The following is a 17908-nucleotide window of genomic DNA, read 5'->3' on the forward strand; positions in this document are numbered from 1 at the left end:
CCGGCGGGGGCCGGCCGACCCGGCCGGGCGTCCGCCGGCCATCCGCCGGGCGCCCGCCGGATGACCGCAGCTCATCCGCCGATCGGAGCGGAGGCGGCGGCGAGGTGCCGGGCGACCGCGGAGGGGTGGGTCAGCTGGGGGTAGTGCCCGGCCCCTTCGATCACGGCCACCGGGTGGCCGACGGCCTCGACCAGCGGGTCGGCCGAGCCCACGACGATCCGGACCGGGACGCCCACCCGGTCCAGCAGCGCCCGCGACCGGCCGCGCTCGGCAAGGTCCGTACGCAGGGCCCCGGTCACCCGGCGCGCCACGCCCCGGCGGCGCAGGTCCGCCGCGGCGCTCTCCACCGCGGGCCCCTCGGGGACGCCGAGCGCCCGGGCCAGCCGGGCGGCGGACATGCGGCGCATCATCGGCGCGGCCAGGCCCGAGCGGGTGAGCCGGGGGCCGGGGGCCTGCAGGAACGCCGGGGAGATCAGTACGAGGCCGCCTACGCGGTCCGGATGATCGGCGGCGAAGCGCAGCGCGGGGCCGCAGGCCAGGGAGTGCGCGACCAGCACGGGGCGGGTCCGCACCGGGCTCAGCAGGTCGGCCAGCCACTCGTCCACCGGCCGCGTCGTGGCGGCCGAGCGGCCCAGGCCCGGCAGGTCGGGGGCCAGGACCGGGCCGGGGAGATGGCCGGCCAGGGGTGCCCAGAGGTCGGCGTTCATCGGGAGTCCGTGCAGCAGGACGTGGTCGGGGCTGTGGCGCTCACCGCTCACCCAGGTGCGGCTGCCCGCCACCGCGTGGAAACCGTACGGGCTCAGCCAGGGCGATGCGGCACCGAAGCGGGCGGCCACCAGGTCGTCGGCCCACGTGCGCAGGACGTCGGCGACCGGGGGCATCTCCAGACCGGCGCTCTCGGCGAAGGCGCGGGCCGAGGCCGTCGGGTAGCGGTCGGACGACAGGAACGCCAGCGTCTCGGGATCGGCGCCGGTCACCTTGCGCGGCAGGCGCCGCAGCAGTGCGGCGGGCACGGTCCGGCGGGGCGCCCGTACGCCCGTGTGGCCGGCGACCGCGGCGATCAGCTCGGGCAGGAGCGGAGTGCTGTCGTCGAGCACCCAGTAGTGCTCGCCCGCGGGCGATGTGGGGACCTCCGCGAGGAACCGTACGAAGTAGTCGATCGTGGTGACCGGCAGGAAGGTGTCGCGGCCGCCGGGCAGCGCGGGAAGCCGGCCGTTCCACAGGTCCTCGACGAGGGCGGCCAGACCGATGTACTGGCCGGGCCCGATGACCGTGCTGGGGTTCGCGATGGTCAGCGGGACCTCCAGTTCCCGGGCTCGGGCGCGCACCGCGAGATCGCCCTCGGACTTCGAGGCCTCGTACGCTCCCAGCCCGGCGTAGTCGGGGTGTCCCCCGGCCCCGCTCACCCGGTACCCGCTGATGTGCACCAGCCGCCGCAGCGCGGGCAGTTCGGCCGCCCACTCGACCACGTTGAGCGCCCCGGTGACGTTGACCGCCCGCGCCTCCCGCACGCCGAGGCCGAAGGCGAAGCGACCGGCCGCGTTGTAGACGTCGCGCACCTCGGGCAGCCCTGAGAGCGGCTCCGTGATGTCGGCGGCGACGATCTCCAGCCCGCCGGTGTCGACGCCCCGGGAGGCCAGCCAGGGGGTGAGGGTGTCGTTGCGTACGGCTGCCGCCACCCGCTGTCCCCGGGTGAGCAGCTCGGCGACGAGCGAGCGGCCGATGAAGCCGGTCGCGCCGAAGACGATCGCGTCCATGAAAGCTCCTAAAATAGATCGGTCTACATATTTTTAGGGCGAAAGAGAAGCCCGCCGGTGAGGGCGGGCGGGCCGTATCGGCCATCAGCCGGATCAGCTCAGCAGGACGCCGATCTGGCGGGAGACGCTGTCCAGCGGCGCCCTGCTGCGGTGCGCCCGGGCCAGCAGGAGCGCTCCCTCCACCAGGGCCAGGACGGTGACCGCGAGGTCGTCGGCGTCCGGACGGCCCGCCAGCCGTGCGCGCAGGGCCTCCTGCCACGAGGCGTAGACCTCCGAGCACGCCTCGTGCAGCGGGTCGCTGGTGGCGGCCATCTCCAGCGCCACGGTGGCCACCGGACACCCCTTGCGCCAGCCGGACTCCTCCAGCCGGTCGCCCAGGTGCCGCAGCACCCCGCCGACGAACTCCGCCGCCGACGGGCTGGAGTCGGCCAGGCCCCCCAGGGCGTCGCCGATCATCCCCCCGGCCCGCCGGACGGACTCGCCGACCAACTGGTCCTTGCCGCCGGGGAAGTGGAAGTAGAGCGAGCCCCGGGGCGCGCCGCTGGCCGCGATCACTTGATTCAGCCCGGCACTGAAATAGCCCCCGGTCTCGACCAGTTCCTGCGTCGCGTCCAGCAGTCGGTCCCGCGTCTCGGCGCCCTTCTGTCCCATGGCGCCACACTAGACCGGTCTACATATTCTTTCAACCGCTCCCTCGGCCCGACCGGGGCGAGGGCGGTCAGGCATCCACCGCTGCCGCGAAGGCTTCATAGGCACGCTCGTCGAACAGCACGAACCGCACCTCGTCCACCTCGGTCCGCGCGGACCGAACGGTCTCCACCGCGATCCGCGCCCCGTCGTCCATGGGCCAGCCGTAGATGCCGGTGGAGATCGCCGGGAAGGCGACGCTACGGGCTCCCAGCTCATCGGCGCCCCGCAGCGACTCCCGGTAGCAGGAGGCCAGCAGTTCCGAGCGGTCCTCGTCCCGCGACCAGACCGGGCCCACGGTCTGAAGGATTTCCGCGTCACCCCATCTCGACAGGAACACGCACCAGCGACCCGTACTCGGTCCAGGAGCCGTCGTAGTTTTTGACGTCGGGGTAGCCGAGCAGTTCGTGGAGCGCGAACCAGGTGTGCGAGGAGCGCTCACCGATGCGGCAGTAGGCGATGACCTCGCGGTCGGCGGTGATGCCCTTCCCTGTGTAGAGCGCCTTCAGTTCGCCGGCCGACTTGAACGTCCCATCGTCGTTGGCCGCCTGCGCCCAGGGGACATTGGCCGCGCCGGGGATGTGGCCGGGCACCTGGGCCTGCTCCTGCGGCAGGTGGGGCGGCGCCAGCTTCTCACCCCGGTACTCTTCCGGGGACCGGACGTCGACCATGCGGACGGCGGACCCCACGCTCTCCAGCACTTCGCCGCGCAGCGCGCGGAACTGCGGGTTCTCCTGACCCGTCACCGTGAAGTCGGTGCTCTCGTACTTCCTGACCTCTTGAGTCATCTCCCGGCTTTCCAGCTCCCACTTCTTCCGGCCGCCGTCGAGCAGCTTCACCTTGCCGAAGCCCCGCAGCCGCAGGATCCAGTAGGCATACGCGGCAAACCAGTTGTTGTTGCCTCCGTACAGGATCACCGTCGTGTCGTATGCGACGCCCGCCTCGGCGAGCAGCTTCCCGAGTGCCTCACGGTCCAGGTAGTCCCGCCCCACGGCGGTGTGCAGATCCTTGGTCCAGTTCCAGCCCACGGAGCCCGGGATGTGGCCCAGTTCGTACGCCGTGGTGTCCTCGTCCACGTCGATGACGCGCACCGTTCCGTCGTCGAGGTGGGCGGCCAGCCACTCGGTGTCCACCAGTGTCTCCGGATGTGCGTAGCCGTTGGTGCCCATGATTCCCTCCTCTCATCAGCTCTTCCACTGTCATACGTGTGTCATCAGGTCCCGCACGCCGCCCCTGATCACCGCCGCTACGGGGATACCTGCCCGGTCGAGGAGACTCGCCGCGATGGTCGCCCGCCGGCCGCTCCCGCACACCGTCCAGATCTCCCGGTCGCGGGGCAACTCGCCCAGCCGCCGGGGCAGCTCGGCCAGAGGCATGGCGAGCGTGCCCGGGATTCCGCCCTCCGGGCGCTCCGGCCGCACGTCGAGCACCCGGCGCTCGGCGACATGCCCGGCCAGCTCGGACGCGTCCGCGGTACGGAAGGTACGAAGCGGCCGGCCGGCGGCGGCCCAGGCATCCGTGCCACCCGCCAGATACCCCGCGACGTTCTCGTATCCGATCCGCAGCAGCTGGAGCATCGCCTCGTGGGCCGCGTCCTCGGCCGGCTCCGGCAGCACCAGCACCAGACGCGTACCGAACGGCACGACCTCGCCGACCAGGCTCGCGAAGCGGTCGTCCAGCTCGTCGCAGATCGAGCCGGGCAGATGGGCCGCGGCGAACGTTCCGCGGTCGCGTCCGTCGACGATCTGTGCACCGCCCCCGGCCAGCCCCTCCACCATGGCCGGTACGAGCGGCCGGAGTGTGGGCGGGCCGCCGAGTACCCCGGGCCCGGACCGGTTGATCGGCGCCATGTGGTGGTAGTAGGCGGGGTACGGAGGCAGGCCTGACAGCCGCCCACTGACGAACTCCTCCTCGTCCTGGGTGGTCAGCGTGGGGTTGGTGCGCCGCTCGGCACCCACGGTGGTGGTCCGGTCCGCCGATACCGGGCCGGCCGCACAGGAACTCCCCGCTCCGTGCGTCGGCAGCACCTGGGTGGCGTCCGGCAGCAGTGCCAGTCGCCGCAGCGTCCGGAACTGCGCGCGGGCGAGTTCCTCCGTGTGGTCGTCGCCGGACAGATCGGTACGGCCGGCGTTGCCGACGAGGAGGCTACCTCCGGTGAAGACGGCCGTCGGCGCCTGCCCTGTGTCGTCGAAAACGAGGTACGAGGTGTGTTCGGCGGTGTGCCCAGGTGTCTCCATCGCCCTCACGGTCACATCCCCGAAGACGATCTCGTCGTCCTCGGCCAGCGCGAGATGGTCGAATGCGTACGGTGCGCGGGCCGGGCCGGCCACCGTGGCGCCGGTCGCCGCGCGAACCTCCAGAGCACCGGAGACGTAGTCGTTGTGCACATGCGTCTCCAGGACGTACCGGATCCGCACCCCCCTGGAAGTACAGGACTCCACCAGGCCCCAGCTGTCCCGCTGCGGGTCGACCAGCGCGGCCTCGTCGCCGCTCACGAGGAGATAGCTGGTGTCACCGAGCGAAGCGGTGGTCATGACTTCGATCTCGTTCATTTCCATCACCCTGCGGCATCGTCGTTCCCCTGCCGTGTTCCCTGCGGCGCGCGCCGTCTCCTGAGACCCTCATACGACGACCACCTCGACGGATGCCACGGGGTTGCAACCGTACCCACGGGCGTTCCACGGCGCCCGTGGCGGCTGGGTGTCACCGTGCTCGTCGGTTGCGCGGGCCAGCAGCCGGTACAGGCCGGGCCGCTGCGGCGTCCACCGGAAGGACCAGCCGGTCCAGGCGTACGGCCCGGTCGACGGCTCCAGCACGGCGTCGCGCCAGTCCCGGTCTCCGCCTTTGCCCTCGTCAGCGTCGTCGTCCTCGCACTCGGCCCGCACCTCGACCCGTCGCACGGGCGCCCCGTCGCCCGACCAGGCCCGGCCCCGTACGACGGTCCCGTGACCGCGGCGGACGGCCGTATCCGGCTCGGGTGCGGTGATGAGCGATTTGACCCGCACCGTCGTCACGGGCCCTTCGGGGGTACCGCGCGACGCGACGTAGACGTACTCCTCAGCCTGGAACACCCCGGTGAACGGCTCCGTGACGGCCCGCGCCTCGACGAGCCACTTCACGTCGGCGACCGCGTACCGGCCGGGGACCACCAGGCGGACCGGCGCCCCGTGCTCGGGTGCGAGCGGCTCGCCGTTCATGTGGGTGGCGAGGAGGGTGTCCGGGTGGAGCGCCACTGCGAGCGGGAGGCTGCGCTCGAAGGCCGTCCGGCGGCCGTGCACCGTGCCGGAGTCGGCTCCGGTGAAGACGATTTCCATGGCCGCCGGCTCGATCCGGGCCCGGGTGGCAAGGGAGCGGAACGGCACGCCCGCGAAATGTGCACAGCCGACAGCCTGCTGGCTCCACGGCAGGCCCGGCGGGCGGGGTGTCATCAGGCTGCGGCCGTTGCCCGCGCATTCCAGTACGACGTCCAGTTCCCGGTGCTCCATCGCGAGCAGCTCGTCGTAGCCGAGGTCGAGGGGCTCGGCCGCGGCGCCGCCGAGCCTCAGCCGCCACCGGCGAAGTGCCGTCCGCGGGATGCCGAAGTGATCGCGCACGAAGAAGGCACCCACGGGCGTGACCGGCTCGGCCAGCGCGGCCGCCGGCGTCTGGGCGTTGTACGGGGCGGCCGTGACCGTCTCGGGTGCCCAGGCCGTGGCACCGGGCCCGCGTGAAATCGGCCATGCGGTCATGGCATCCACCTTCCGCCGGGCTCGTACCGGAGCACGACGCGGGTCTCCTTCAGCTTACGTCCGGGACCCTGCCCTGCATGACTGGATCCGGCCCGCAAGGAAGTGGAGCAAACCCTTGACTTGGTACAAATAGGGAGGAAACTCATCAATACACCGGAATACCGGAAAGAGCCGCACCGCCTTCTGGAGACGTCCAGAGGCCCGCGTGACCCTTGTCCAGGCTCTGGCCAGGCCCCCGGCAGATCTTGTCGACCAGGGGAGGCATCGGCGACGGCGGATGGCTCATGGAATCGACGAGGCTGCCGGGGACTGTCTTGCCCCGACGGAGACCCCCGCCACTGCCCCGGTCCCGGCGGGCGCGTCGATGACGACGATCCCCCGGACCGTGCCGCGGTCAACGCACACATGCGGCGAAAGCCGCGTACGCCCGCTCGCCGAAGAGGACGAAGCGGACCTCCTCCGCCTCGGTCCGGGCCGACCGTACGGTCCGCACCGCGATCTGCGCCCCGTTGTCGATCGGCCATCCGTAGACGCCGGTGGAGATCGCCGGGAAGGCGACGCTACGGGCGCCCAGTTCGTCGGCGACCCGCAGCGACTCCCGGTAACAGGAACTGACCGCCGTGCGTCACCGCGCGCCTGGTCGATTGGACAGCACCCGGCAAGGAACCGAACCGGCAGACGTCTACTTCGACTTCGACGCCGTCGCCTCGACGAAGCCGAACGATCCGATCCGCACTGGGGCCGCCTGGGGTGGCAACACACCCCACCAGCCCACCCGGTCCATGCAGCCCTCACACACCCCCGCGGGAGCCGCCCGCCGCGCCGATGCGCCTCTGCCCTCGGAGCTGCCGCCGCCTCCCCTCGGGCGATGGATCCGTACATCGGAGGACAGCCCGAGGCCGTGGGCGGGGTTCGGTTTCTACGGTGCACTCCTGGCCGGCTCCCTGATCAACGCCCCGTGCTCTGGGCGCTGGTACGTGCCGCGGTACGCCGCAGGTAGGTCATCGCCTCCAGTCGCCCATTTCCGCCAGGGGGTGATTTCTGGACAATTCACGAACAACCCTTTGGAGTGTGGGAGTTGTCCGGAGGCAGCGCGGGCCGGTAGAAATCCGGACCGTGACCATCGAGCAGCTTGACCGGGTTGAGGAAGCCGCGCCCACCGAGAGTTCCGCGCGGGCCGACCGGATGATCGAATTCCTCCGGGAATACGGGGCCCGTCGGATCAACTCGGCCGTGATGGACGACCGTAGAACGGTCACCCCCGGCGCGATTCTCGATTACGGCAATGCCGGGCTCTTCGGACTTCAGGTCGAGCAGGAATTCGGGGGCCAGCAGCTCTCCTACCGCGACGCCTGGCGCGTCATCGAACAGGTCGCCGCTATCGACTTGAATCTCGGTCTGGTGGTGGGCGTGCACAACGCGGTCGGTGTGACGCCCATCCACCGGTTCGCGGACCCGCAGGTCAAGTCCGCCGTGTTGCCCCTGCTGGCCACGGGCCGCTCGCTGGCCACCATCGCCTCCAGCGAACCCGGCGCGGGGTCCCACGTACGCGCCATCGCCACCACCGCCCGCAGGACCGCCGACGGCTACGTCGTCGACGGGACGAAGGCCTGGACCAGCCTCGGGTCCTGGGCCGGCCACATCACACTGCTGGCCCGGCTGGTGGACGAGAACGGCCGCCGCCGGGGCATCACCGCCTTCCTGGTCGAGGGCCGCAGCGAAGGGTTCACCCCGCGCCACGAGGTCGCCACGATGGGCATGCGGGGGCTGCCGCAGAACACCATCGACATCAACGGACTGCGACTGCGCCCGGCGGACCTCCTCGGCCCGGAGGGCGCGGGGATGAAGGTCGGTGAGTGCGCCTTCCACGCCGGCCGCGGCCTGCTGTCCGCCGGGAGCGTCGGAGTCATGAAGCGGTGCCTCCAACTCGCCGGACGCTACGTCCTGCGCCGCTCCGTCGCCACCGGAAGGCTGATCGAGAACGGGCGTGTCCAGCAGATCCTGAGCGACTGCCAGGCGGCCACCCGGGCCGTGGAGATCCTGGTCGGGCATCTCGCGGCCGAGCTGGATGCGGGCCGTGAGGTGCCCGGCGAGGTGTACTCCACCTGCAAGGTGGTGTCCTCCGAACTGAGCTTCCAGGTGGCCGACTGGTGTGTCCAGCTCATGGGAGCCCGCGGCTACCTCGACACCAACCAGGTGTCCCAGTTCTTCCGCGACATCAGGCTGCTCCGGATCTTCGAGGGCTCGACCGAGCTGCTGACCATGCACCTGGGTTCACGGCTCGGCCGTGCCCCGGGCGTCCTCGCCGACCTCCTGGTGACCGGCTTCGACGGCCAGACCACCCTGGAGACGGTCGAGCGCGCCCACCGCGAGGTCTTCGGGGGCATCCCGCGGCAGTCGTCCGGCCGGGAAGCACAGCGCAACGGCCAGATCCTGGCCTCGCTGGGCGGCGAGATCGCCTGCTGGGCACTGCTGTCGGCGGCGGTCGCGCGGATGGCCCGGCGAACCGGGACCGAGCTGGACCAGTACACCGACCAGTGGGCGCGGCACCAGCTGACGGACCGGATCCGGCGGGCCTCGGACCGGCAACGCCAGTTCGGGATCCTCGGCGCGGACTCCCTCACCGACGGCCTGCACGCGTACCAGCGCTCCATCGGCGACGTAACGCCGAGCCTTCCCGGACTCGACTGGGAGTCCGACGTCCTGCTGCGCCGATCGTGAGGCACCCATGCTGAATTCACTGGGCGGATTCGTCGTCCGCACGCGCCTGCTGGTCATCGCCCTCGCCGCGGGCGTGGTCCTCGTCGGCGGGCTCTGGGGAACCCGCCTCACCGACTCCCTGACCGACGGAGGCTTCTATCCGGCGAGCGGCCCGAGCGCCACGGCCGCGCGGGAGATCGAGGAACTTTTCGGGCGGCAGGACGCCGACGTCGTGGTGCTGTACTCCGCGACCGGGGACGGGAAGGTCACCGACCCCGCGGCCGCCGTAGCCGTCGCACGCAGCATCCGGGAACTGTCCGCGCTCCCCGAGGTCGCCCAGGTGGCCTCGCACATCGGGCCGGGCGTCGACGGCGGCGCGCCGGAGCAGCGGTCGGAACACGTGGCCGAGGACGGACGGTCCGCCTACGCCGTGATCACCCTCACCGGGACCGGCGAGAAGAGCCGTGCCGAGCAGTTCCAGTCCGTGCGGGACGGAGCGCGGGCGCCCGGAGCGGGCGTCGGCGTACTCGTCGGCGGCCGTGAGGCCACCCTCGCCGACTTCAACCGGCTGACCGCCGAAGGCATCCTCATGGCGGAGATCATCGCGACGCCGATCCTCTCCCTCCTGATGCTGTTCATCTTCCGGGGGGTGGTCGCCGCCGCCATGCCGCTCGTCGTGGGACTGCTCTCGGTCCTCGGCGCGTTCACCGTCACCCGGCTGCTCACCCAGGTCACCGACGTCTCGGTGTTCGCCGTCAATGTGATCACCATCGTCGGTCTCGGACTCGCCGTCGACTACTCCCTCTTCGTGGTCAGCCGGTTCCGGGAGGAGCTGAGCGCGGGGGCCGACGTCCCCACCGCCGTCTCACGGACAATGACGACCGCGGGCCGCACCGTCCTCTTCTCCGGATCGACCGTCCTGCTCGCCCTGGCCGGCCTGCTCACCATCCCGCTGCCCTTCCTGCACGGCATCGCCTACGGCGGCGGCGCCGCCATCGCGATCGCGATGCTCAGCACCCTGGTCGTGCTGCCCGCCGTGCTAGCCGTACTGGGACACCGGATCGACCTGCTTCCCGTCGGCCCATCGGCCGACCGCCCCCGTACGGGCCGCCGCTGGAGCTGGGACCGGGCCGCTCGCGCCGTCATGCGCCGGCCGGCCGGTTACGGGCTCGGTGCCCTCGCAGTCCTCGCCGTGCTGACCGCGCCGTTCCTGCACGCCTCCTTCGAGACCGTCGACGAACGGGTGCTGCCCTCCGGAACCAGCAGCCGGGTCGTCGCCGAGCGCCTCGCGGCAGACTTCCCCGGCGGTGGCCACGGCCGGCTGCTCGTCATGGCCGACGGGACCCCGGAAGCAGCCGCGTCCCTCGCCGCCCGGATCGGCGCGATGCCATCGGTGGCCGCCGTCGCACCCCTGGCGGCGGGCCCCGACGCGACCCTGCTGCGCGTGCTGTCCTCGGCCGGTGAACAGGGGGAGGGCACCCGGCAGCTCGTGCGGGACATCAGGACACTGCCCGGCGCCCAGGTCACCGGTCTCGCCGCCCAGGTCGAGGACCAGTCAGAGGCCATCACCGAGGGCCTGCCGCTGCTCGCGCTGCTCGTCTGCGGTTCCACCCTCCTGCTGCTGATGGCCGCGTTCCGGTCGCTACTGTTGCCGCTCAAGGCCATCCTGATGAACCTTGTCTCCATCGGCGCCTCGTTCGGCGTCCTGGTCTGGGCCTACCAGGACGGGCACCTGGCCGGCCTGCTCGGTTTCACCGCGCGCCCCCTCGAAGCGAGCAATCTGGTCCTGATCACGGTCCTTCTGTTCGGACTCGCGACCGACTACGAGGTGTTCCTGCTCTCGCGCATCCGCGAGGAGTGGCGGCGGAGCGGGGACGCCACCTCCGCGATCGCCGTCGGGATGCAGCGGACGGGCGGGATCATCACCTCCTCGGCCCTGCTGCTGATCGTCGTGGTGGCCACCTTCACCACCGGCGGGATCGGCTTCCTGAAGCTGATCGGCATCGGCATGACCGTCGCGCTGGTCGTCGACGTGACGCTGGTCCGCATGGTCCTCGTACCGGCGTCCATGCGGCTGCTGGGTGGCGCCAACTGGTGGTTCCCCGGCGCCAGGGACGACGTCCCGGCCCTCCCGGCCGCGCGCCGTCCGGAGCCCGCCGATTCGGACCGCAAGGCCGCGGCGGGACTCGACGTCACACCCAGTTGAATCGTCGAGGAATTCGCGCCGTCCGCGAAAAGGGGCGGCCGCCACATGAACTGTGACGACCGCCCCACCGGTTCCGTCATGGGGGACTCCGGCAGGGCAGATCCTCCAGACCGGGTCGCATCAGCCCAGGGCGGCTTCGAAGGCCGCGTACGCCGCAGCGTCGAAGAGGACGAAGCGCACCTCTTCCACCGACGTGGCGGTGGCGCGCACCGTTTCCACCGCGATGCGGGCGCCGTCGTCCATGGGCCAGCCGTAGATGCCCGTGGAGATGGCCGGGAACGCCACCGTACGGGCGCCCAGCTCGTCCGCCACCCGGAGTGATTCGCGGTAGCAGGAGGCGAGCAGCCCGGTGCGGTCCTCGTCCCGCGACCAGACCGGGCCGACTGTGTGGATCACGTGCCCGGCCGGGAGCCGGCCGGCGGTGGTGGCGACCGCGCGGCCCGTCGCGAGCCCCTTGCCGTAGTGGGAGCGGCGCAGGTCCTCGCAGGCCGCCAGGATCTCCGGGCCGCCGCGCCGGTGGATCGCTCCGTCGACCCCGCCGCCGCCGAGCAGCGAGGAGTTCGCGGCGTTGACCACGGCGTCGGCCGCCTCGGCGGTGATGTCGCCCTGGACGAGGGTGATGCGCGGCATCGGGGTTCCTTCCTTCGCGGATGCCCGCACGCTACCGGGGGTCCGTGCGGGCACGCCGCCGATTAATCCGCCTCCTCCAGGCGGGCGGCGAGGCGGGTCAGGGCCGGCAGGGCCGCGCGGAGCGCCGTACGGTCGGCGTCGGGCAGGGCCGTCAGCGCGTGCTCCAGGCGGCGTTCGTGGGCGCGGGTCCAGGCGGCCAGCCGGAGCCGGCCGGTGTCGGTGGCGCTGACGGCGGCGGCGCGCCGGTCCTCGCTGTCCACCTCGCGGCGGACCAGCCCGTTCGTGGCGAGCTGGCCGAGGAGGCCGCTCACCGTGGACTGGGCCAGGCGCGTGCGGGCGGCGAGTTCGCTGACGCGGACCGGGGAGTGTTCGACGCAGACCTGGAGGAGTTCCACTTGGGCCATGGGGAGCTGTTCCCAGGGGTAGTCCGTACGGATCGAGGCGCGCAGCGCGCGGCGCAGCCGGGTGACGGCGGCGGTCAGCGCCCGGGCTTCGGGTGAGCCCTCGCCGGGCCGCGCGTCCGGGTCACCGGCCGCATCCTGCATGGGTGACATGCCGACCACGCTACTCGCGCTCCGCCGCGGCCGGGGCTCCCGCACCGCCGCGCCCGGAGCCCGTGGCGGCCATGGCGGCCATGACGACGGCCGCGGCCAACAGGATCAGCACCGCGAGGCGTCCGCCGCCGCCCCCGGCGCCCGTGTGCAGGGCCAGGGTGACGAGGGCGACGCCGATCGCGGTGCCGAGCCCGCGGGCCATGTTGATCAGGCCGCCGCCGGTGCCGGGAGCGTCCTTCGGTATCGCCCGCATCACCAGGGCGTTGTTGGCGGGGGCGAACAGGCCCAGACCGAGGCCCAGTACGCCGAGCGTGCAGGCGAGCGGCGCGGGCGCGGGTGCCAGGAAGAGCAGGGCGGCCAGGGCGCAGCCGGTGAGCGCCGATCCGTACAGGCAGCGCGCGCGGTCGGTGACGGCGGCGGGCAGGGCCCGGTCACCGCCCACCGCGCCGAGCGCGAAGCCGGCGGGCAGCGCGGTGAGGGCCGTTCCGGCGACGAGCACGCCGTGCCCGGATCCGAGGAGGAGTACGGGTACCAGTACCAGCGGGCCGAACAGGACGAGGTATCCGCACAGCGCCGCCGCGAGCCCGCCCCGGACCGCGGGGGTCCGCAGCAGCGCGGGGTCGAGCAGGGGTGCGGGGGCGCGCCGCTCCTGCCGGACGAGTGCGGCGGTGGCCCCGAGGGCGAGCGCGCAGGCGGCCGGTCCCGTCCAGGGCGGCACGTGCAGCCCCGACAGGGAGCTGAGCGCGACCAGCAGGGCCGCGGTGGCGGTGGCGAGCCACAGGACTCCGGCCCGGTCGAAGCGCCGTGCGGGGGCCCGGTCGCGGGTGCGCGGGAGCAGGTAGTGCCCGGCGGCCAGGGCGATCAGCCCGACGGGCACGTTGATCCAGTACGTCCAGCGCCAGCCGAGCCCCGCCACGAGGGCGGCGCCGACGGTGGGGCCGAGGGCCAGCCCGACGGCCTGGGCGGCGGCCTGGACGCCGAGGGCGGTCCGCAGCCGTGCGGCGGGCGTGCTGATCTTCACCAGGGCGACGCTGTTGGCCTGGAGCATGGCCGCGCCCACCGCCTGGACCACCCGGAATCCGACGAGGGCGATGAGGGTCGGGGTGAGGCCGCAGGCCGCCGAGGCCGTGGTGAAGAGCGCGAAGCCGTAGAGGTAGGAGAGTTTGCGGCCGTGGGCGTCGGAGAGCCTGCCCACGGGCACCAACAGGGCCACGAGGGTGAGCAGATAGGCCAGCGAGACCCATTCGACGCCCGCGAGGGGAACCCCGAACTCGGCCCGGACCCCGGGGTAGGTCATCGTCACGATGCTGGCGTCGAGTTGGCCCATGAAGGCGCCGAAGCACACGGTGGCCACCGCCAGTCGCCAGGCGCCGGCGCGCGAGCGCACCCAGGCGGGCCGGGGCCGTTCCCGTACGAGGAGGGCGGGCAGGGCGGGGATGGACGAGAAGGCCATGAGGGGCTCCTCCCTTCGTGCCGGTCGTACCGGACTCACCGGATCCCCCACACACCTTCAGATTACATCGGACACCGATCCGTCGGATTCCGAAGAAAGGAAGAAAGGCCCGGACCGCGGAGGCCGTAAGGCCGGAACGCCGCTTTCACCACGGGTTCGCGGGAAATCTGCCGAGGATTTCTTTACGGATTTTCCCGGCATTTTTATCTCCCTATACTTAACGCCGCCTTATTCGCTTTCCGTTCACCGCGGAGGCCGATATGTCCGGTTCGGCGCGCCTATGGTTCTGACGTCCCACTCCACTCGCAGAGACTCGCAGAGACACGCACTCATGGACTCCTCCACGACGCTCATCGCGATCACCATCGCTGTGGCCCTGCTCTTCGACTTCACCAACGGATTCCACGACACGGCGAACGCGGTGGCCACGGCCATCGCCACCGGCGCATTGCGGCCCAAGGTGGCCGTGGCCATGTCCGCGGTGTGCAATCTCGCCGGCGCGTTCGTTTCGGTGGCGGTCGCCAAGACGATCTCCGGGGGCATCATCGACGAGCACGCCGGAATACGTCCGCCGGTCATCCTCGCGGCGCTGGCGGGGGCGGTCCTGTGGAATCTGACGACCTGGCTGCTCGGAATTCCCAGCAGCTCCTCGCACGCCCTCGTGGGCGGGCTGATCGGCGCCACCGTCGCCTCGGTGGGCCTCCAGGGGGTCAACGGGACGGCCGTGGTCGGCAAGATCCTCGTCCCGGCCGCACTGTCTCCGCTGATCGGCGGGCTCGTGGCGTACGCGGCCACACGGGCGGCGGGGCGCCTGCGCGGTCCGGGGCGCGGTGAGGGCGCCGCGGGGCCCGGGGCCGGAGCCGGCGGCCGCGGCGCGCGCGCCGGGCAGGTGCTCGCGGCCGCCCTCGTCTCCCTGGCGCACGGCACCGGCGACGGGCAGAAGACCATGGGCGTGATCACGCTGACGCTGGTCACGGCGGGCTCCCTGCCCGCCGGGTCCGCTCCCCCGCTGTGGGTCATCGCGGCCGCGGGGCTCACGATGGCCCTGGGCACCTGCACGGGCGGCTGGCGCATCATCCGCACGCTCGGCACGGGCCTGACCCGGCTCGGCCCGCGGCAGGGCTGCGTGGCCCAGACGAGCGCGGCGGCCGTGCTGCTGACCACCTCGCACCTGGGCTTCGCGGTGTCCACCACGCACGCCGTCACCGGCAGTGTCGCCGGTGCCGGGCTCGCCACCCCCGGCGGAGTGCTGAGCCGCAGGACCGTACGGGCCATGCTCGTGTCCTGGGTGCTCACGCTGCCCGCCGCGGGGATCGTCGCCGCCCTGGCCGTCCTGCTCACGGAGCAGGGCGCCTGGGGCCAGGACACCACGGCCGCCCTGCTGTTGTGCGCGACCCTCGCCTTCTGGGCCCGCTCCCGCCGTACGGCCGTCACCGCGCGGAGCGTCGCGCCGGAGACGGCCGCCGCCTGAACCCGACCGCGCAATGTGTGACGTAAGGTCCCGAAAATGAAGGTACCCGGCATCACGGTCGGAGCAGGGAGCCTGCGGTCCCGGATGACCGCCGGCTTCGGCGACGGAAGCATGGTCCTGCGCGCCGCGGTCTCGTCGGGACTCGCCTGGTGGATCGCCTCCGTGCTCCTGCACTCCGAGTCGGCCTCGCTCGCCCCCGTCGGCGCCATCCTCGCCACGCAGACCACGCCCTTCGCCACCGCGCGCAAGAGCCTGCAGCGGGCGGCCGGCATCCTGTTCGGCTTCCTGCTCGGCGCGGCGGCCACCGCGTCGATCGGCACGAACACGGTGAGCGTCGTCCTCGTGGTCCTGGCCGGCATGTACGCGGGGCGCGTGATGAACCTCGGCTCGCAGATGCACCAGATCGCGCTCACCGCCGTGCTCGTGATGGGCGCCGCCACCACCTTCGGGTACGGGGCCGCCCGGCTGGAGGACAACGTCGTCGGCGTGCTCGTCGGCACGTGCGTCGGCCTCGCACTGCCCGCGCCCGGTTTCACCCGTCGCGCCGGCGAGGAACTGGCCCGCCTGAACCGGCAGATGGCCGCGCTGCTCGCCGAGATCGCCCGGGACCTGGCCGGGGACGACTGGTCCGCGCGCACCGGGGACTGGGTCCGGCGCGCCCGCTCCCTGTCCAAGGAGCTCGACACGGTGCGCCAGGCCGTCCGCGAGGCGGAGGACGCGGTCCGCTGGCGGCCGCGCGGCCGGCTCGCGCGGCCCCGCCTGGACCGGCTCGCCGAAGCCACCCAGTGCCTCGACCACGTCGGCCACCAGGTCCGGGGGATCACCCGCGGCCTGTACAACCTGACCTTCCGCGAAGGCCGCCCGCCGGCCCTGCACTGGGCGCAGCACGACGAACACCTGCTACCCCTGCGGGCGCAGGCACCGGCCGGGCTGGACGGGGTGCTGGCCGCGCTCGCCGCGATGCTGGGCGACCTGGCCGACGTACACGTACGGGAGGCCGCCCCCTCGCCCGAGGTGCGGGCCCGCCTGGCAGAGCTGCTCGGCGAGGCCGAGACCTGCTTCCTGCGGACCGCGCTGGCGCAGTCCCCCGGCTACGCGGACTGGCGGGTCCTGTGCACCGCCGGGATCCTGGAGGACGCCCGGAAGATGCTCCACGAACTCGACCCCTCGATCGGGCCCCACAAGGGCGCCTTCGGGTAGGCCGTCCCGAGCCCCCCGGGCGGGTGCGGAGCGCGCCCTCAGGTGCCCCTCAGGCGCCCCTCAGGCGCCCTTCGCGCGCAGGTGGCGCCAGACGGCCTTGGCCGCGTTGTGCCCCGACATGCCGTGCACGCCGGGGCCGGGCGGGGTGGCCGAGGAGCACAGGAACACGGCCGGGTGGGCCGTGTTGTACGGGGACAGGGTGAGCTTGGGGCGCAGCAGGAGCTGGAGCCCGGAGGCCGCCCCGCAGGCGATGTCGCCGCCGACGTAGTTGGGGTTGCGGGCGGCGAGCTGCGGCGGGCCCGCCGTGGCGCGGGCGAGCACCAGGTCGCGGAACCCGGGGGCGAAGCGCTCCAGTTGGCGCTCGACGGCTTCGGTGAGGTCGCCGTCCCAGCCCGCCGGTACGTGCCCGTACACCCAGAAGGTGTGCTTGCCCTCGGGCGCCCGGCCGGGGTCGACCAGGCTGGGCTGGGCGGCGATGAGGAACGGGGTGCGCGGGACCCGTCCGCCGGAGGCCAGCTGCAGGGCCGCGTCGATGTCGCGGGTGCGCGGACCGATCTGTACGGTGCCGGCCCGGCGCGGCTCCTCGGCGGTCCAGGGGACGGGGCCGTCCAGGGCGTAGTCCAGCTTGAACACGGAGGCGCCGTAGCGGTAGCCGTCGTAGACGCGGCCCAGGCGGGCGATGCGGGCCAGCGCGGTCGGGGAGGTGTCGAAGACGTACGCCCGGGCCGGCGGCAGGTCGTCGAGCCGCTTGACCTCGAAGCCGGTGTGGACGGTCCCGCCGAGGTCGCGCAGGTACCCGGCGAGCGCGTCGGAGATCGACTGCGAGCCGCCGCGCGGCATCGGCCAGCCGTTCGCGTGCGCGGCGAGGGCGAAGACCAGGCCGACGGCACTGGTCCCGATCCCGCCGAGCGGGGCGATGACGTGCGCGACGAGGCCGGCGAACAGGGCGCGGGCACGGTCGTCGCGGAAGCGGCTCAGCAGCCAGGTGGAGGGCGGCAGCCCGGCCAGCCCGAAGCGGGCGAGGGTGAGCGGGTCACGGGGCAGCGCGGTGTCCGGCAGCGACATGAAGTCCCGGGCGAGGGTGTCCCACTTGCCGAGGAACGGCTCGACCAGCCGCCGGTACGTGCCCGCGTCGCGGGCGCCGAAGGACGCGGCCGTCTCCGCGACGGAGCGGGAGAGCACGGCCGCCGTGCCGTCGTCGAAGGGGTGTGCCATGGGCAGCGGGGCGTGCAGCCACTCCAGCCCGTACCGCTTGAGGGGCATGGTGGAGAAGACCGGGGAACCGGCGCCGAGCGGGTGCACTGCCGAGCAGGGGTCGTGCCGGAAGCCGGGGAGGGTGAGCTCCTCGGTCCGGGCCCCGCCGCCGATGGTGTCCGCGGCTTCGAAGACGGCCACCGAGAAGCCGCGCCGGGCCAGTTCAACGGCGGCCGTGAGCCCGTTGGGCCCGGCCCCCACCACGACCGCATCGAGGATCGACGGCACTTGCGACTCCTTCGTCCGGCGGCGCCACCGCCCCCAGGGT

The 17908-nt window shown here is 72.8% G+C and carries 13 protein-coding genes and 2 pseudogenes; 4 read left to right on the top strand and 11 right to left on the bottom strand.

Features of this window, described 5'->3' with window-relative positions; translation table 11 throughout:
- Positions 1–71: 71 nt before the first annotated feature.
- From ACODT5_RS10350 to ACODT5_RS10380, 7 genes and pseudogenes are all read right to left on the bottom strand, one after another.
- Complete coding sequence (locus tag ACODT5_RS10350; protein WP_422518876.1) at positions 72–1757, bottom strand: alpha/beta fold hydrolase; 1686 nt, start codon at positions 1755–1757, stop codon at positions 72–74.
- Positions 1758–1850: 93 nt separating this feature from the next.
- Entirely contained in the window at positions 1851–2408 is a 558-nt protein-coding gene (locus ACODT5_RS10355; RefSeq protein ID WP_422518877.1) for a TetR/AcrR family transcriptional regulator, read from the bottom strand.
- Positions 2409–2475: 67 nt separating this feature from the next.
- Positions 2476–2748: pseudogene (locus ACODT5_RS10360) on the bottom strand (macro domain-containing protein); the annotation flags it as partial.
- Between the two features lie 13 nt (positions 2749–2761).
- On the bottom strand, positions 2762–3613 hold the full coding sequence (locus ACODT5_RS10365) for a sulfurtransferase (RefSeq protein ID WP_422518878.1): 852 nt from the start codon (positions 3611–3613) through the stop codon (positions 2762–2764).
- Positions 3614–3643: 30 nt separating this feature from the next.
- Positions 3644–4996 carry an MBL fold metallo-hydrolase gene (locus ACODT5_RS10370; RefSeq protein WP_422518879.1) on the bottom strand — a complete coding sequence of 451 codons (1353 nt, stop codon included), beginning with the start codon at positions 4994–4996 and terminating at the stop codon, positions 3644–3646.
- Positions 4997–5065: 69 nt separating this feature from the next.
- Entirely contained in the window at positions 5066–6172 is a 1107-nt protein-coding gene (locus tag ACODT5_RS10375) for a molybdopterin-dependent oxidoreductase (protein WP_422518880.1), read from the bottom strand.
- Between the two features lie 394 nt (positions 6173–6566).
- A pseudogene (locus ACODT5_RS10380) lies at positions 6567–6788 on the bottom strand (macro domain-containing protein); the annotation flags it as partial.
- 500 nt (positions 6789–7288) lie between these two features.
- On the opposite strand from ACODT5_RS10380, the gene ACODT5_RS10385 reads away from it, so the two are divergent.
- A complete protein-coding gene (locus ACODT5_RS10385) occupies positions 7289–8893 on the top strand; it encodes an acyl-CoA dehydrogenase family protein (protein WP_422518881.1) in 1605 nt (534 codons plus the stop codon).
- A 7-nt stretch (positions 8894–8900) separates the two neighbouring features.
- Positions 8901–11078, top strand: coding sequence for an MMPL family transporter (locus ACODT5_RS10390; protein ID WP_422518882.1), 2178 nt, complete (start codon positions 8901–8903; stop codon positions 11076–11078).
- A gap of 120 nt (positions 11079–11198) precedes the next feature.
- Here ACODT5_RS10390 and ACODT5_RS10395 read toward each other — a convergent pair whose 3' ends face one another.
- The 3 genes from ACODT5_RS10395 to ACODT5_RS10405 form a co-directional block, all read right to left on the bottom strand.
- Positions 11199–11708, bottom strand: coding sequence for an O-acetyl-ADP-ribose deacetylase (locus tag ACODT5_RS10395; RefSeq protein WP_422518883.1), 510 nt, complete (start codon positions 11706–11708; stop codon positions 11199–11201).
- 62 nt (positions 11709–11770) lie between these two features.
- On the bottom strand, positions 11771–12262 hold the full coding sequence (locus tag ACODT5_RS10400) for a MarR family winged helix-turn-helix transcriptional regulator (protein WP_422518884.1): 492 nt from the start codon (positions 12260–12262) through the stop codon (positions 11771–11773).
- 10 nt (positions 12263–12272) lie between these two features.
- Entirely contained in the window at positions 12273–13715 is a 1443-nt protein-coding gene (locus tag ACODT5_RS10405) for an MFS transporter (RefSeq protein WP_422518885.1), read from the bottom strand.
- Between the two features lie 331 nt (positions 13716–14046).
- On the opposite strand from ACODT5_RS10405, the gene ACODT5_RS10410 reads away from it, so the two are divergent.
- Together ACODT5_RS10410 and ACODT5_RS10415 are read left to right on the top strand one after the other, a co-directional pair.
- Complete coding sequence (locus ACODT5_RS10410; RefSeq protein ID WP_422518886.1) at positions 14047–15186, top strand: inorganic phosphate transporter; 1140 nt, start codon at positions 14047–14049, stop codon at positions 15184–15186.
- Between the two features lie 36 nt (positions 15187–15222).
- Positions 15223–16386, top strand: a complete 1164-nt coding sequence (locus ACODT5_RS10415) for an FUSC family protein (RefSeq protein ID WP_422518887.1) — start codon at positions 15223–15225, stop codon at positions 16384–16386.
- 60 nt (positions 16387–16446) lie between these two features.
- Here ACODT5_RS10415 and ACODT5_RS10420 read toward each other — a convergent pair whose 3' ends face one another.
- Positions 16447–17868 carry a phytoene desaturase family protein gene (locus ACODT5_RS10420; RefSeq protein ID WP_422518888.1) on the bottom strand — a complete coding sequence of 474 codons (1422 nt, stop codon included), beginning with the start codon at positions 17866–17868 and terminating at the stop codon, positions 16447–16449.
- Positions 17869–17908: the final 40 nt, after the last annotated feature.

Origin of the sequence: Streptomyces tatrensis (assembly GCF_049310065.1) — a bacterium.
Lineage (GTDB): Bacteria > Actinomycetota > Actinomycetes > Streptomycetales > Streptomycetaceae > Streptomyces.